We start from the raw sequence: 17,352 nt of genomic DNA, 5'->3' as shown, positions 1-17,352 counted from the left end.
TTTTTTGGCATTAAGTGAGAAGAAGTCATTAATAACAGTTAGTAATGATTAGCCAGTATGTTACTATTAAAAGAGATAAGCAGGACAAATAATCAGTTATTAAGAGTAAATTCTATTACGATTTATACTAGGAAGAGGGTTTCGATGACACACCAGTTCACAAATGATACATTAAGACAACTACAAGAGACACAACTGGAGATCCTGATCGAGTTTGATCGTATCTGCAGGAAGCATGATATTCCCTATCAGCTGTTTGCGGGGACGTTGTTAGGCTCCATTAGACATGAAGGGTTTATACCATGGGACGATGATATCGATCTGGCCATATTAAGGAAAGATTATGAACGCTTTAAAGAGGTAGTTCCACAGGAACTGAATGAGCGTTATTTTCTGCAGACGTATGAAACCGACCCTGAGTACTATAAGCAGTCCGGTCGACTCCGGAAGAACAATACAGTCATGCTCCAGGAACTGTATGAGCCGTTCAATATGCACCACGGCATACCGATCAGTATCATGCCACTGGATAACATAGAGCCGGATACAATCAAAGGAGAGCTGCACCGCAAGGTCTATCAGATGCTGTACAACAACTTGTGGCGTTTGAATAATGCCCGTGCAATTGAAAACTGTCAAAGAGAGCAGAATAAAAAGAAAAAAGTTGTCCGTTACGGATTATATGTCGTCTCTAAAATCATTCCTAAATATGTGACCGACAGACTTCATGAGAAAGTGGCTACTCTCTTAAATCACAAAGAGACACCCTATGTTTCTCATTTAACCAACGGGGCAACAAAGAAACGGTTTCATGCGTATAAAATAAAGAGAGAAGCATTTTATGACACTATTCCAGGTCCGTTTGAAGGCCATAGTTTCCCGATACCACGCAGCTATGATAAAGTGCTGACCCAATTGTATGGAGACTACCTTTCTTTACCGCCAGAAGAAGAGAGAGAATCCCATCACGGTGTCATCAAAATTGCTTTTGACAACGACTAAAATACGGACGCCAGTCAAGCGCGAAGAATAAGGGGAGCTTTAAAATGAACAGACAAGCGTTAGTGTCCATTATTATGCCTGTTTACAACGCTGAAGAAACAATCGAAACAAGTATCAACAGTGTGTTGAATCAGACTTATAAAGCCATAGAGCTGATCGTGATTAATGACGGATCAACTGATAAAACTGATAGACTGTGTGAAAGGTATGCAGATGATCCTAGAGTGAAGTATTTCGTGCAGGAGAATGCCGGACCTTCTACTGCCAGGAACCTGGGTCTGAGAGAGATGACAGGATCGTTTGTCACCTTTATTGACTCGGATGATACGTTTAAGACTAATGCCGTTGAGTTGATGCATGAAGCTATAAAAGACGCTGATTTAGTGATTGCAGGGTATGAAAATGTAAAACGGGCTCATGATCTGCACAGCACGAATCAGGTGACACCGGGCTTGTTAGCGGGAAAGTATTCGAAAGATGCTTTTTTAGATCAGTATAGTGAACTGTTTGATTCGCAACTGGTCCATTACCTCTGGCATAAGCTGTACCGTTCAGAGAAAGTGGAAGGTCTGGCATTTGATGATTCAGTGAAAATTGGAGAAGACCTGCTGTTTAATCTGGCCTATTTAAAGCAGATCGACAAACTAACGCTGATAGATAAACCCGTAATCGAGCATGTGAAAGATAATGAACAGTCCCTGACTAAAACGTATCAACCGGATTTGTTTGAGTACCGTAAACTGACTTACCTGAAGTCAAAAGCGTTCTTAATCGATCATGACAAGTGGACGCATACGAACGAAGAAACGTTAAACCATTACTTCTCAAAAAAATTCTTTACTGTTTTAAAAAATTATTTCGCTTCAGAAGCCCCTTTGACCAGAAGAGAAAAGCGGATGTTAAGCGCGCGACTTATCAATGACACACTCGTTCAGGAGCTCACCCCCTGGTTCAGACGATACAGCCGAACATCGAACGTTCTGGGTTACCTTATAATGAAGAGAAAAGTTAGAGCGTTTACGGATTCTGCCAAAGTTTATTTCTGGCTGGTATCCATAATCGAGCGGTAACAAGTAATATCATCGGCACTATTAAAGAATTTTAACAAAAGAAAAGTTGACCTTTTTAGTATTTGCTAATAGAATAAGATAGGTTTGAAAATGAATTGAAAACGAGGAGTCATTATAATGACAGAAACTACAGCTATTTCAGACGAGACTTTAGAACAATTAAAAATAACACTTTTAGAAATCATGAGCGATTTTGATGCCTTCTGTAAAACACATCAGTTAAGCTACTTTCTGATCGGAGGTACATTACTGGGTGCAGTTAGGCATAAAGGATTCATTCCATGGGACGATGACCTGGATGTGGTCATGCCCCGAGACGATTACCAACGCTTCATTAAGTTGTTTCATGAAGAAGCACAGACTAAATATGTCATTCAGTCGATCGAGACAGACGAGAACTATTGGCTTCCATTTGCTAAGCTGCGTAAAAATTTAACCTTGTATGATGATCTGCCGACTCGTTATGTTGAGAGTCACCGGGGGATATTTATCGATATATTCCCGTTGGATCATGCACAGGAACCTGATCATAAAGGGCAAGGACGTAAAGTTAAGCTGGCAAAACTGTTGAGAAAAATTGCGGATTTCAAGACAACGGCACTGTTCTCAAAAGACACCGGAAGTAAAGGCAAGTATCTGGTCAAAAACACCGTAGCGACTTTATTTAAACCATTTTCGACTCATCAGATCCTGATGTGGCAGAAACGAATCATTACATCTCTGGGGAATGCTGAATCTGATTATTACATTAATGTAGGGAGTCAGTATAACTTCAAGAAACAAACCATGCCTAAAGATGTCTATCATCCACCTAAGCAATTAGAATTTGAAGGCCGTTCCTTTGATGTGCCCGGAGAGTACGAAGTCGTCCTAAAGCGCATATTCAGTGAAAACTATATGGAGTTGCCACCGGAAGACAAGCGCCAGACACATGCACCAGCCCGAATCATTTTTGATACAACTATTTAAAAATAAATCAATAGCCTATTGTCCGTTCACAAAAAGAGAAAAGTTGATAAATTAACTGTTGAACCTTTATACTTATACTATCTACGCTAGATATTTCTGAGGAGTGAAGACGAATGAACGAACTAAAGGCATTTAATGAAAAATTTAAAATCAGTGACTATACTCTTTTTGAGACAGATTTCTGGATCTGGTCCCTTCGCCCAGTTCAGGGAACAGTAGGGGCAGGCGTCCTTTCTTTAAAAAGAGAATGCCCAGTACTCTCTGAGGTAACTGAGGAAGAGTTTGCTGATATGAAACAGGCAGTAAACGTGATCGAAGAGACACTAAAGAAGACGTTTAATCATGATATCATGAATTATTTAATGCTGATGATGGTGGATAAACAAGTCCACTATCATGTCTTTCCGAGATATGAGCAATCAGTAGAGTTGAATGGCAGAACTTATAAGGATCAGAATTGGCCGAAACCACCTGAATTAGCAGGAGAGAAGCTGAGTGATGATGAAATGAATACAATAGCTGACGAAATAAAGAAAAACCTAGGAGCGTCTTAAATGAAAAAGTATAAAATAGGGTACACAACAGGTGTCTATGATATGTTTCATATCGGACATTTAAATATTTTGAAAAATGCAAAATCGCAATGTGACTACCTGATCGTCGGGGTGACGACAGATGAACTGGTTTCATACAAAAACAAACAGGCCATTATTCCACATGATGAGCGCATGGCAATCGTTGAAGCGATTCGTTATGTCGACAAAGTCGTGGCTCAGGAAGATATGGACAAAATGGCTGCATGGGAAGCGCACAAATTTGACGTCATGTTTGTGGGTAGTGACTGGCAGGGAACTGAAAAATGGAACAAATTCGAAAAAGAATTTGCAGAAGTTGGAACAGATATTGTCTACTTCCCTTATACTAAAGGCACTTCTTCCACGAAACTCAGAGGTGTGCTGGAAGAAATTTTAACAGGATCGAACAAATAAACTAATGAATCAAAAACTTATTAGTGTGATTGTTCCCGTTTATAATGCAGAACAATTTATCAGTGAAACCATTAGAAGTATTATAAATCAGACATATACTCATTTGGAACTTATTCTAGTAAACGACGGATCCAGTGATAAAAGTGAGTCGATCATCAAAGAGTGGAGCATGAAAGACGATCGGATCAAATCTGTAAATCAGCACAATCAAGGCCCTTCAGTCACACGAAACACAGCATTGGACCACTCGACTGGCGACTATGTGTTATTTGTGGACGCTGATGATGAAATTAAAAGCAATACACTTGAACAACTAATCAAAAGAATGTTTGAAACAGATCTTCTGATTTTCGGTTACGAGAATCATTTTGACCGTGAAGGTGAAAAGAACAATTTGATTCTTCCTCACAAAGAAGCTCAGTATTCGCTGGAGTCGTTCTTACCTGAATTTGGCCGTTTATTTAAAGATAACCTTATCCATTATGTATGGAATAAATGTTATACAAAAGAAGTCATAGAAGACATTCGGTTTGATGAGGGGATAAAAGTAGGAGAAGATTTACTATTCAACCTTGAAATAATGGCTAAAGCGAGAACTGTTTCAGTTAGTAAAGAGGTTCTTTATATCCATAACTGGTATAATAGTGAATCAATAACAACTAAATACCACGAACAATTATTTGACTATAGAAAATTACAGTTTGAAAAAGTACGGGACTTCTTGATGAACTATCACGTCTATTCTGAAGCAAACAGAAAGATAATTGAGAAACAGTTTTTTAAAAAGTACTTAGCTTGTTTAGTCAGCCTGGAATCCAAAGAAGCGGATTTAACGGGAAAAGAGAAGAAAAGACGAATCAGCCAGATAGCAAGGGTTTCAAAGGAGCACCAGTTGTTAACATACACTGAGCGGACTTACTGGGAAAAACTAGTCGTCTTTTTGATGAAACACCAGTTTGTAACCTTACTGATGTTCACGATCAAAGGGTTAAAAATAATGCAGGATAAAAGAAGACAACACTAAATGAGATACTAGCCTTAGTACGTCATGAGACTAGTATCTTTTGCAAGTATGAAAAGAGATGAGGGTAACGTATGAAAATAGGTATTGCGACAATAGTTGATTATAAAAATTATGGAAATAGGCTTCAGAATTACGCACTTCAGGAAGTGCTGAAATCATTGGGTGCTGAGGTTGAAACAATCGTGAATCAGCCCTATCGTCCTGAAGACAACCGTTCCGCTCTAGTCAGGTACATGGAGCGAATGAAAGAACTGGGAATCAAAGGCAATGTCAGTCGAGTCTCTGAAAAACTGAAAGGTGATCCTAAAGAGAAACTGCTTAATGAAAAAAAACGTCAGTTTAAAGAGTTTTCAGATAAGTATATTAATGAAACTGATTATACAGTTGATCCTCTGGCTATACCCAATACACTAAGAGACCAGTATGACTTTTTTGTGACTGGAAGTGATCAAGTCTGGAACCCGACTTATAGAAAAGGATCTCCTTTTGATTTCCTGGCATTTGCTCCTGTAAACAAGCGCGTAGCTTATGCGCCCAGTTTTGGTGTAGCGACAATACCGGATGAGTTTAAGGAAAATTATACTAAGTGGCTAAGCGAATGTGCGTCTCTATCAGTCCGTGAAGATGCAGGAGCTCAAATCATTGAATCTTTGACAGGCAGACAAGCGCCAGTGTTAGTCGATCCAACATTATTATTGTCGAAAAATGACTGGTTAACATTTGCAAAGCCAGCTAAAGTCAAACCACAGAACAAGTATCTGCTGACTTATTATCTAGGGAAACTGGCTAACGATAAGCAGGAACTGATTCAAGAAGTAGCAAAAGAACATGATCTTCAAATCGTCAACCTGGCGGATTACGATGATGCTGACTTCTACACACTTACACCAGACGAGTTTGTAGATATGATCAATAGTGCTGCGGTATTCTTCACCGATTCATTCCATGGAGCCGTCTTCTCGATTTTGCTTGAAAAACCATTTGTTGTTTTCGAGCGTGTGAGTAAAGTTCCGTCTATGAATTCCAGAATTGATACCTTGCTAAACAAGTTTGAGTTAATTGACAGAAAATTTGAAGCAATCAATAAAGATAATCTTTTTGACATTGATTATTCACACATATCTCCTATACTAGAAAAAGAACGAAATAAAAGCTTGAGTTATTTAAACCAAGCATTCCAATAAAGAGGAAGCGAATCAATGCCTAAGAACATCAATCAGTTAAAAGCTGGAACAGCTCTATCATATATTTCAATGGTCCTCGGATACGTTATTTCTTTGATTTATACACCAATCATGTTGAGATTGCTGGGTCAAAGTGAATACGGACTATATAACCTGGTCTCTTCAGTAGTTGCCTACCTTGGACTGCTCAATTTTGGTATGGGGAGTGCCTACATACGTTTTTACTTACGGTATAAAGTAAATGAAGAGAAAGAGAATATTGCAAAGTTAAATGGGATGTTCCTGATGATTTTCAGTGCCGTAGCAGTGATTGCTGTACTCGGAGGATCATTCTTAGTCTTTAATGCTGAGTTGGTATTCGGAACGCAGCTGACAGCAGATGAGCTGGACACGGCTCAAATCCTCATGGGAATCATGGTGATCAATACAGCCATCTCATTCCCAAATATCGTATTCAAGTCCTTTATAACAGCAAATGAGCGATTTATATTCCAGAAATTGTTAGACGTATTAAGAATAGTAGCGAATCCTTTCTTAGTGATTCCTCTATTGTTAATGGGCTTCGGCTCTGTGGGACTGGCAATAGGCTCAACAATTATTCTGATTACGATGGAAGTAGCGAATATCATTTTCTGTTTCAGAAATTTGAACATGCACTTTTCATTTAAGAATTACGATTTTGTCGTTCTAAAAGAAGTCATCATTTTTTCGTCTTATCTATTTTTGAGTATGGTCGTCAATCAGATCAATCTAAATGTAGACAAATTTATACTGGGTCGCATTCACGGGACAGTTGTTGTAGCCGTATATGGACTGGCTACTCAACTGGAACAGTATTATATGAGTCTATCAACGGCCATTTCAGGCGTGTTTATCCCAAGAGTCAACAAAATTGTATCAACGTCTAATGATAACAATATATTAACGAAACTGTTCGTCAGAATCGGGCGTATTCAGTTCATTTTGCTGTCAATGATAGCGTCTGGTTTGATTTTCTTTGGCTCACCCTTTATTCAAATGTGGGCAGGGGAAGACTATGCCGGTGCTTATCCGGTTGTGCTTTTATTGATACTGTCTTCTACAATTGCCTTGATTCAAAATATTGGGATTGAAATCCAGCAGGCAAAAAATATGCATCAATTCAGATCAGTCACCTATTTCATCATTGCTATTGTTAATGTACTCATTACGATACCTCTAGCTACAAGATATGAGGCAACAGGTGCAGCGTTCGGGACAGCTTTATCATTTATTTTAGGTAATGGACTGTTAATGAATTGGTATTATCATAAAAAAGTCGGACTTGATATTATCCTGTTCTGGAAAGAAATTGCGTCTTTTATACCAGCACTGATCGCTCCTACAATTGTAGGGGTTATAGCTATGAATTTAGTGGATCTCCACAATCTAGTCTTCTTTTTATTATTCGGACTTCTTTATGTTAGTGTGTTTATCTTCAGCATATGGAAATTAGGTATGAACAATTATGAAAGAGACTTGATTGGTGTACCCGTACTGAGACTGTTAAGACGAATTGGATTTATATCATAGGCAAGGAAAGGAATAAGGTGGGTAGTGTGGACGATAGTCTAAAATTTAAAGAGACCGTACTGAAGTATGATTACAGTTACGGAACCGGGATCAGTGCGTATGCTGATGACCGTATTTCGATTCAATGGAACGAATATGGCGAGTACAAACCTGTTTTTATGAATGAAGCGGGAACTGAAACAGCTGGAAGTGACATTCCACTGTCGCTGATAGACCCTATGATGGATGAAAGCCTAAATGAAACAGAAGTCGGAAAGGAATTGTTCGGTCAGTTGCCTGATGTAAAGTTCCATACCAGACTGGGCTATTATAAGGACCTGTATGCCGGTTATGTCGAAGAAGGCAACTACCGTGCTCAGGCAAGCTCTGGGGGCCTTGGGACGTGGATACTGAAAGAACTGTTTGAGAAGGATCTGATCGATGGCGTGATTCACGTCAAGGAGAACAATGATCCTAACAATCCGGCCCTTTTTCACTATGACATCTCACGGTCAATCGAAGAAATAAACCAGGGAGCAAAGACCAAGTATTATCCCGTCGAAATGTCTCAAGTTCTACAGAAAATTAAAGAAACGCCTGGTCGCTACGCTATTATAGGTTTACCAGCTTATATCTTTTCAGTGCGTCTACTGGCCAGACAGGATCCAGTCATCAATGAACGCATTAAATACGCTATTGGGCTGATTTGTGGACACCTTAAGAGTGCCCGATTTGCTGATTCAATTGGCTGGCAGTTAGGATTTAAGCCCGGAGATATTAAAAAAATAGACTTTAGAAAAAAATTAGATCATCGCCCGGCCCATCGCTATGGCGTTCAAGTAACAGGGGTCATTAATGGAGAAACTAAAACTATTATCAAACCAATGAAAGAAATTGTGGGGGATAATTGGGGTCAGGGATTCTTTAAAGTAAAAGCGTCAGACTATACGGATGATGTTATGAACGAAACAGCCGATATGACAATTGGAGACGCATGGTTGCCTGAATACACTGGTGAAAGTAAAGGGACCAACGTTCTGCTAGTGAGGCACCCTGAAATAGCTCAAATCATTAAGGATGGAATAGCAGACCAAAAATTGAGGCTGGATGAGATAGACAGCACTAAAATGATCGCTTCTCAGGCCAGTCACTTCAGACATACTCAAGATGAACTGGGTTACCGCCTATGGATGAGAGATAAAGACAGTGACTGGCGTCCGAAAAAAAGAATAGAAGCGTCGAATAAACTGCCTTATATCAGAAAGAAAATACAAGACCAGAGAGAAAAACTGGCCAAAGAGAGTCATATTCATTTCAAAAAAGCTGTTGATAAAGACGATTTAACTTACTTTACGGATCAAATGGCTCCTTTGGTGAAAAAGTACGAGCAGTATTATTCTTATGCTTATTACATGAATCAAGGTATTGGTACGTTAGCAAAAAAAATTGCCAGAAAAATCAAGTCCTAATAATTGCGAACAAAGTGAAGTTTTTTATACAATTATTCTGAGGCTATTTTACAAAGAATGGATGATAAAATGAAACTTCATGGTATTAAACTGGAAGTGATAAATAATCAATCAACGTTGAGCGTTCAAATTGACAGCGAATCGATTGAAGAATCAGTCCTCTGGTTTTCAGTAGAAAAACAATATGAACAGCATATCTCGGCTGATCGGTATGATCCCTTTCTGGTGGGACTCGTATACTCTGCTATGAAATTCGGTGAAGATATTGTTATAGAAGGAACCGTATCTAAAAAACTTCTTCACAATTTAAATCAGTACGTTATTCCTTTGATTCAATCCTATTCTCCAGATACTAAAAAGATAACAATCACAGCTACTCAGGTTTCATCTGAGAACTTCGATGGTTCTGGAGTAGGCACTGGTTTCTCCGGTGGAATAGATTCGTTTCATACCGTCTATCGCCATTATGAATTGGAGAAAGATCCTGAGTTTAAGATCAACAGTTTTCTCTTTTTAAATGTCGGGGCTCACGGATATGATGGTGATGAGATCACTCGAACAAAATTTAACAACCGATATGACTACCTCAGGCAATACCCAGATGAAGTCGGGGTTGAGTTTATAGCTGTTGATTCTAATTTACCTCAGTTTCTTAAATGGGGTCATCAGAAAATACACTCAATAAGTGGAGCTGCCGGAATATTATTTCTTCAGAAGTATTACAGGCGTTACTACTATGCTTCAGCCGGTTTAAGATACGCGGAAGCTATTAAATACGCAGACTCGTATAGAGATATAGATATTGGCGCCTACAGTGACCCGATCATTTTGCCGCTACTTTCAACAGAATCTACTGAGCTTGTGTCAGATGGCATGTCGCACGACCGTGTGGAAAAGACAATTGATATATTAAACTACGAACCGGTTTATAGGTATTTAAACGTCTGTGTGAGTGGAGATGATACGCATGAGAACTGTTCCATCTGCAGTAAGTGCAGCCGGACACTCATGACGTTGAATTCGCTAGGTAAATTAGATGACGTGAAAATTCTCTTCGATATTGAAAAATATAAGACTGAAGTCGAACATACTTATATGAGTCGGCAAGTTCATAATCAGGATGATGATCCATTCGCTAAAAGTAATGTTGAGCTCGCTGAAGCAAACGGTATTTCTCTTCCAAGTAAAGCAGAGGCTGCACTAGTAACTACTTTATATAAGAGTAAGAAAAAAGCAGTTAAATCGATGGATGAAGACACTAAAATTAAATTGAAAAATCTATTGAATAAAAATTAATAATGAGAGCCAAAATTCTGATAGTATACAGAGTTTTGGCTTTTTTATGTTCATAATAATGGAAAAGTATCTAATTGATTAAGAAATGTTTTAAATAACTTGTTAATAGACTAGCTTTTAATTTGTTATAATATAAAGTCCCTCACTATTTCATTAAATCCTATGTTATACTATTTACTGTATTAGGATAGAAAAAGGAGGATATTATGTTTAAAAAGAAAGTATATAGTACAATTTTGACTGGAGTTCTTGCCTTTACGACTAGTGTTCCATCAGTTATGGCTAATATTCCCGCTGTTATTGAAGGAATGAACGAACCGGAATCTGAGGTTGAGGGTAATCTGTTCCTTCCATTTTCTGACTTATTAGAGATAGACAGTACAGACGAACAAGAATTATTTTCCCATATTTTTGTCTCCATTTCTGAAGATAGTCAGGTGGTTTTTACTCATGAACTTAATGACCCTTTAATAGAAATTTCGATTGGAGAACATGTTCATTATTTAAGTAAAGACAGTGAAGAAATTAGATTGTCTCTCTCAGAAGGATTAGAAGACGAAACAGTCATCCAGATACTCGTACATAGATTAGAAGAAACCGATCATAATTATAGTGAACAATTATTTGAATGGAACGTTGAGGAGTTTATTGCTCTAATACAAGATTATGACAGTGAAGAATTGACCGAAGAGCCAACGGAAGAACCCGTAGATGATTCAATAGAAAGTTCCATAGAAATAGAAGAAGACAATGAAAATCAGAGCGAAGATTCAGAAGACACTGATGACGACACTACCATTGAAGAGAATATATCCGCCCTAGACCCTGAAGAAGAGTTGGAAGATGAAACAGAAGTCGAAGAGTTAGAGCAAGATGATAAAGTGAAAGAAATCGAAATCGAAAAAGAAACTGGATTAGAAGAAGAAGGAGAGCAGACAACTGAAGGAATTCAAGATTCCTCTTCTCTTAACATGAGAGCGGCAGAGATGTTTAATTCTTCAGTGTCTCCAGAGCGAATATCTAACGGTGTGAATGTAAACTACACTACAATTGTAGGGGCCTCAGGTTTTTCAATTGATTCATTACCTTGGGGAACGTCTGGTTATCAACGAGTGGGAACAACGACTCAATGGGTTAATCAGGAAGTGCGGATTACTCAAGAAACGCGTAACGGAGAATATGTTTTAATTGAAAGAAGCAACGAGTTGATTGGGTGGGTCGATCGTAGAGCTTTACGGATGGCACAGATAGGACATGTTAACCATTCTAAAGTTATTTCATTAAGAGTGAGAGTTAGTAGTGGAGGGTATTCCGTAGACACATTGCCTTGGGGAACTCCTGGCTATCAGAGAATGACTAGAACTAGTGACTTTATAAATGAAGAAGTTACAGCCGTTAGACAAACAAATAATGGGGAGTATGTGTTGCTTGAAGACAGCAATGGAAGCCTAATTGGCTGGGTCGACCACCGTGCAATCTCTCCAGCTGCTCAAAAAATAACGAATGGAACAGATGTCAACTATACTACAATTGTTGGAATAGGTGGATTTACTGTGGATTCCTTACCATGGGGAACTTCCGGATATCAACGTATAGATAATACACGAGCCTATGAAAACCAGCAAGTAAAAGTGGTTCAGGAAACGCGCAACGGAGAATATGTTTTAATTGAACAAGAAGACAAACTAATTGGGTGGGTGGACCGGAGGGCACTGCGCTTAGCTCAGACTGGTAATCCGAGACAGTCTACAACTGTACAATTTGAAGCAACCCTCAATCGAGGCGGATATACAATTGATTCATTGCCATGGGGCACACAAGGGTACCAACGGATTGATAATACTAGTCATTACCTTGGCGAAAAGATAAGAGTAGTACGTCAGACACATAATGGAAATTACCTTTTAGCTGAGAGGAACGGCAGTCTACTTGGCTGGATTGATCACCGTGCAGTAGAAGTGACGTATCAGGTAGGCATGGTAAACAACAGTTTTCCCGTAGATTATTATTCTACCGTCTCCAGAGGAGGCTATTCCCTTGATACCTTGCCATGGGGAGTAGAAGGGTATCAGCGCATTCAGTGGTCTCAAAATATTACGGGTGAAACTGTAAAAGTGACCCAAAAGTATGGAAGCTATGTGTTGATTGAAAAAGGTGGAACGCCTTTAGGATGGATAGACAAATCCGCCTTAAATGGCACACCTCAAAGAAAGACATACAATGAAGGATCAGTAGTCAGTTATTCTGCCCGTTTAAAATCAGGATACACCATTGATACACTTCCCTGGGGGGTCAGTGGACATGAACGTCTATCCCGAACCCAGTTTTATGAAAATCAGGAAGTAACAGTACGAAGACAAACAGGAAGCTACGCTTTGATCCAGATCGGCAGTAGAGTATTTGGATGGGTAGATAGAAAAGCATTACAGTTACCTGTTGTCTATATCGATCCCGGACATGGAGGGAGTGATCCGGGAGCTACCAATGGAAATACGACTGAAGCAGAACGCAATTTAGTGAGTGCTCTCATATTGAGAGACATATTAAAAGCGCGAAATTATGAAGTCATTATGTCTAGGACAGGTAATCAGTTTCTATCATTAGCGGATCGAGCTAAAGATGCTAATGCATTGAATCCCGATATTTTCCTCAGTATTCATCACAATGCGATGGGTGGTGCAGCAGCCGGTACAGCTCGTGGAATCGAAACATTCATTTATCACAGAGTAGCAAGTGGTTATGGACAAGAAACAAATCGTAATAATTTCAGGACAGAAGATCCACGTATTGCTGAGAGTTTAAGATTAGCAGACGCAATACATCCTCAGCTAATAAACCGTACAGGTATGTATAACAGAGGGTTGAAAGGAAATAATTTTCATGTATTGAGAGAGACTGATATGCCTGCTGTATTAGTGGAACTAGGATTTATTGATAATGCTTCTGATTTAGCTCTAATCCGTTCGCGACAGTTTCAAGAACGTGCAGCTGTGGCAATGGCTGATGGAATAGACCGATACTTTAAGAGATAAAGAATGAAAAAGCCAGAGTAACTAAAACTCTGGCTTTTTTAGTAGGAGAAGTTAAGAAAAACAGTCACAATCATTTCAAAAACGAACGATTGTAATATCAAAAATAACTGGTACAATAATAAAGATAGTTTCAGTACATTTAAAGAAAGAAGGTTTCAAATGGAAGATCGTTCACGTACAAAAAGACGAAGTCATAAAAGAAAAAAGAAATCAGTAGGTAGAATAGTTTTCTTCATATTCTCAATTATATTTATGTTTCTTACCACAATAGGTAGTTATTTTGTGTGGCAAGCATATAGAGATGTAAGGACTACTACGGACGAAATGTATGAAGAAGTGGAAGCACAGGAACAGCACAGTAGTCGTCAGGATAGACCAGTAGTCGTTGATGATGGTGAAGATCCTTTTTCTGTATTGATTATGGGAGTCGATACAGGAGAATATGGACGAATCGAAACTGGGCGGACGGATACGATGATGGTTCTGACAGTAAACCCTAATACTAATCAGACAAGCATTGTGAGTATTCCAAGAGATACGTATACCGAAATAATCGGTAGGGGCGAGAAAGATAAAATCAATCATGCCTATGCATTTGGTGGCACAGCAATGGCTGTGAATACCGTGCAGAATTTATTTGACATTCCAATCGACTATTACGTTTCTGTCAATATGGAAAGTATGCAACAGATAGTAGATGCAGTTGGGGGTATTACCGTTGTTCCGCCGATCACTTTTTCGCAAGCCGGTTACCAGTTCAATGAAGGCCAGCCTGTCAGTATGGGGGGAGCTCAGGCACTAGAATATTCTAGGATGCGTTATAACGATCCAGATGGCGACTATGGTAGACAGCATAGACAAAGACAAGTCATCGAAGGCACGATGTCAAGCATTGCCTCATTCGATTCTTTAAGAAATTACAGAAGTATTCTCGAATCATTAAGTACCAATATGAAAACAAATATGTCTTTCGATGATATGTTTGATATGTTTAACAATTACAGAGGATCTGTGAGCAATGTGGAACAACTTCAACTGTCAGGACACGGACAGATGCAAAACGGTGTCTACTATGAGATGATTCCTGATGAAGAGTTGACACGTGTACGTGAACATTTAAATGGTGAGTTAGAGTTAAATTAATAAATGAAAATATAAGCAAATTAAATATAAATTATAAATAGCCTGTTGTGATATTACTCACTACAGGTTATTATATTATAAGCACCTATTTTGGAAGGATGAATAGTATGAATATTACTGTAGTCGGCATGGGCTATGTAGGATTGTCAAATGCTGTATTGTTAGCTCAGAATAATAATGTAAAAGCCTTGGAAGTCATTCAAGAAAAAGTAGAGATGATCAATAATAAACAGTCTCCAATAGTTGATGTTGAATTATCAAACTATCTAAAAACTAAACAGTTAAACTTAGTTGCACTAACTGATAAAAATGAGGCTTACTTACATAATCCAGAATATGTAGTTATCGCTACACCAACTAACTACGATGACAAAACAAATTACTTTGATACGACTTTAGTTGAATCAGTCATTGAAGATGTACTGAAGTATGCACCAGACGCTACGATGATCATTAAGTCGACAATTCCAGTTGGGTATACGCTGGAACTGCGTAAAAAATACAACACGGAGAACATCATCTTCTCTCCAGAATTCTTAAGAGAAGGCAATGCGCTTTATGACAATCTGCATCCTAGTCGTATCATCATAGGTGAAAAGTCAGAGCGTGCTCAAACCTTTGCTGACTTACTGGTCGAAGGGGCAATTAAGGAAAACATTGATGTTTTGTTGATGAAATCAACAGAAGCTGAAGCTGTTAAATTATTTGCTAACACGTATCTAGCACTTAGAGTTGCTTACTTCAACGAACTAGACACTTATGCTGAAGTACATGGATTAGATACACAGTCCATTATAGACGGCGTGTCACTAGATCCTCGTATTGGCGACCACTACAATAACCCGTCGTTTGGATATGGGGGCTACTGCCTGCCGAAAGATACGAAACAGCTGCTAGCTAACTATGATCAAGTGCCGAATAATTTGATTGCTGCAATCGTAGATGCGAACCGTACGCGTAAGGATTTTATTTCCGATCAGGTCATTGCTAAAAATCCTAAAAAAGTCGGGATTTACCGCTTAGTCATGAAATCAGGCTCAGATAATTTCCGTCAGAGTGCGATACAGGGCATTATGAAGCGGATCAAAGCCAAAGGTATCGAAGTCGTCGTTTATGAGCCGGTTCTTGAAGAAGAGACGTTCTACAGATCTAAAGTCAATAATGACTTGGAGTCATTTAAAAATGAAGTAGATGTTATCATTGCTAACCGTATTACTGAAGACATAGAAGATGTAAAAGAAAAAGTATACACGAGAGATTTGTACAATAATAATTAAAGGTATTGCACTAGTCGATCAGGGTTATTTACCCAAAGTAATGATCGACTAGCTTTTTGTAAAAAATAGTAAGAAGATAAGGCAAACGAGTGGTTAATATTTAGTGATAATCGATAATAACCTTGTTCATCTTGATTGTTTTAGTTATAATGGACACTTAAGTTTACATACACAAATGGTAGGAGTGGCAAGAAATATGAAACTATTAGTAACTGGAGCAGCCGGATTCGTAGGCTTTCATTTATCTAAAGCGTTGCTGGGAAAAAACATTGAAATTGTTGGACTGGATAACGTTAACGATTATTACGATACGAAGTTAAAAGAAGACAGATTAGCAATTCTTAAAAAAAATGATCAATTTACTTTCTATAAAATAGATGTCAGTGATAAGCAGAAAATAACTGACTTATTTGAATTCGAAGCACCCACTCATGTCGTTCATTTAGCTGCGCAAGCAGGTGTGAGGTATTCAATTGAAAACCCGCATGCTTATGTCGAGTCTAATCTGGTTGGATTTATGAATATTCTGGAGGCTTGTAGACATTATCCAGTTGAGCATTTACTTTATGCGTCATCCAGTTCAGTTTATGGCGGCAATAAAATCGCGCCATTTTCGACTAACCATAATGTTGATCACCCCGTTTCACTCTATGCTGCGACTAAGAAGTCAAATGAACTGATGGCACATACTTATAGTCATCTTTATGGCATTCCAACTACTGGTCTGCGCTTCTTTACTGTATACGGTCCTTATGGACGACCAGACATGGCCTACTTCTCATTCACTAAAGATATTCTTGAAGGGAAATCAATTAAAGTCTTTAATCATGGCGAAATGGAACGTGATTTCACTTATGTTGATGACATTGTGGAAGGCATTATGAAACTAGTCGATAAGAAACCTGAACCAAATCCAGACTGGGACGAAAGCCAAGGGGATATCAGCGAAAGCACAGCCCCTTACAAAATTTATAATATTGGCAACAACAGTCCAGTTAAACTGATGCGATTTATTAATGCATTAGAGTCAGCATTGGGTATTGAAGCCGTTAAAGAATATATGGATATGCAGCCTGGGGACGTTAAACGCACCTATGCAGACATGACCGATTTAGAAAAGGATATCAACTTTAAACCCACAACAAGTATCGAAGAAGGACTTGGTAAATTCGTTGAGTGGTATAAACAGTATTATAGCGCAGGCTAACGGCTTCTATAAATTATAAATAAAGTATAGCGGAAGCTACTAGCCGTTTACAATAAAGGAAAAATAAAAATTTTCTTTATTGACCGTTTACACTGATGTATTAAGCTGTACAATTTACTTACTAAAAATGTGACAACTTTTTTTAAATTTATGACATTTT

At 38.5% G+C, this 17,352-nt stretch carries 14 protein-coding genes; all 14 read left to right on the top strand.

What is annotated here, in order from left to right; all coding sequences use genetic code 11:
* The first annotated feature begins 144 nt into the window (after positions 1 to 144).
* The 14 genes from CLV38_RS05855 (at position 145) to CLV38_RS05790 (ending at position 17,192) form a co-directional block, all read left to right on the top strand.
* The gene (locus CLV38_RS05855) at positions 145 to 1,002 is read left to right on the top strand and encodes a LicD family protein (protein WP_170068827.1); all 858 of its coding nucleotides are present in this window, start codon (positions 145 to 147) and stop codon (positions 1,000 to 1,002) included.
* Between the two features lie 44 nt (positions 1,003 to 1,046).
* The gene (locus CLV38_RS05850) at positions 1,047 to 2,072 is read left to right on the top strand and encodes a glycosyltransferase family 2 protein (RefSeq protein WP_106192753.1); all 1,026 of its coding nucleotides are present in this window, start codon (positions 1,047 to 1,049) and stop codon (positions 2,070 to 2,072) included.
* A 117-nt stretch (positions 2,073 to 2,189) separates the two neighbouring features.
* Positions 2,190 to 3,041 (top strand): LicD family protein, encoded by an 852-nt coding sequence (locus tag CLV38_RS05845; RefSeq protein ID WP_106192751.1) that lies wholly within the window; start codon positions 2,190 to 2,192, stop codon positions 3,039 to 3,041.
* Between the two features lie 113 nt (positions 3,042 to 3,154).
* Positions 3,155 to 3,595 (top strand): HIT family protein, encoded by a 441-nt coding sequence (locus CLV38_RS05840; RefSeq protein ID WP_106192749.1) that lies wholly within the window; start codon positions 3,155 to 3,157, stop codon positions 3,593 to 3,595.
* Positions 3,596 to 4,030: an FAD synthase family protein gene (locus CLV38_RS05835; RefSeq protein ID WP_106192746.1), complete on the top strand. Its 435-nt coding sequence runs from the start codon at positions 3,596 to 3,598 to the stop codon at positions 4,028 to 4,030.
* Between the two features lie 4 nt (positions 4,031 to 4,034).
* Positions 4,035 to 5,054: a glycosyltransferase family 2 protein gene (locus CLV38_RS05830; protein WP_106192744.1), complete on the top strand. Its 1,020-nt coding sequence runs from the start codon at positions 4,035 to 4,037 to the stop codon at positions 5,052 to 5,054.
* Between the two features lie 71 nt (positions 5,055 to 5,125).
* A complete protein-coding gene (locus CLV38_RS05825; RefSeq protein WP_106192741.1) occupies positions 5,126 to 6,238 on the top strand; it encodes a polysaccharide pyruvyl transferase family protein in 1,113 nt (370 codons plus the stop codon).
* Positions 6,239 to 6,253: 15 nt separating this feature from the next.
* Entirely contained in the window at positions 6,254 to 7,789 is a 1,536-nt protein-coding gene (locus CLV38_RS05820) for an oligosaccharide flippase family protein (protein ID WP_106192738.1), read from the top strand.
* Positions 7,790 to 7,815: 26 nt separating this feature from the next.
* A complete protein-coding gene (locus tag CLV38_RS05815) occupies positions 7,816 to 9,237 on the top strand; it encodes a Coenzyme F420 hydrogenase/dehydrogenase, beta subunit C-terminal domain (RefSeq protein ID WP_106192736.1) in 1,422 nt (473 codons plus the stop codon).
* Positions 9,238 to 9,306: 69 nt separating this feature from the next.
* The gene (locus tag CLV38_RS05810; protein WP_106192733.1) at positions 9,307 to 10,533 is read left to right on the top strand and encodes a hypothetical protein; all 1,227 of its coding nucleotides are present in this window, start codon (positions 9,307 to 9,309) and stop codon (positions 10,531 to 10,533) included.
* A 206-nt stretch (positions 10,534 to 10,739) separates the two neighbouring features.
* Positions 10,740 to 13,565: a GW dipeptide domain-containing protein gene (locus tag CLV38_RS05805; RefSeq protein WP_106192731.1), complete on the top strand. Its 2,826-nt coding sequence runs from the start codon at positions 10,740 to 10,742 to the stop codon at positions 13,563 to 13,565.
* 282 nt (positions 13,566 to 13,847) lie between these two features.
* Positions 13,848 to 14,708, top strand: a complete 861-nt coding sequence (locus tag CLV38_RS05800) for an LCP family glycopolymer transferase (protein WP_245920552.1) — start codon at positions 13,848 to 13,850, stop codon at positions 14,706 to 14,708.
* Between the two features lie 107 nt (positions 14,709 to 14,815).
* Positions 14,816 to 15,985 carry a nucleotide sugar dehydrogenase gene (locus CLV38_RS05795; protein WP_106192724.1) on the top strand — a complete coding sequence of 390 codons (1,170 nt, stop codon included), beginning with the start codon at positions 14,816 to 14,818 and terminating at the stop codon, positions 15,983 to 15,985.
* A gap of 196 nt (positions 15,986 to 16,181) precedes the next feature.
* Positions 16,182 to 17,192: an NAD-dependent epimerase gene (locus tag CLV38_RS05790; protein ID WP_106192721.1), complete on the top strand. Its 1,011-nt coding sequence runs from the start codon at positions 16,182 to 16,184 to the stop codon at positions 17,190 to 17,192.
* The last annotated feature ends 160 nt before the right edge of the window (positions 17,193 to 17,352 follow it).

Source organism: Alkalibacterium olivapovliticus, from assembly GCF_003003275.1.
GTDB classification, from domain to species: domain Bacteria; phylum Bacillota; class Bacilli; order Lactobacillales; family Carnobacteriaceae_A; genus Alkalibacterium; species Alkalibacterium olivapovliticum.
This window is presented reverse-complemented; position numbering and strand designations above follow the sequence as displayed.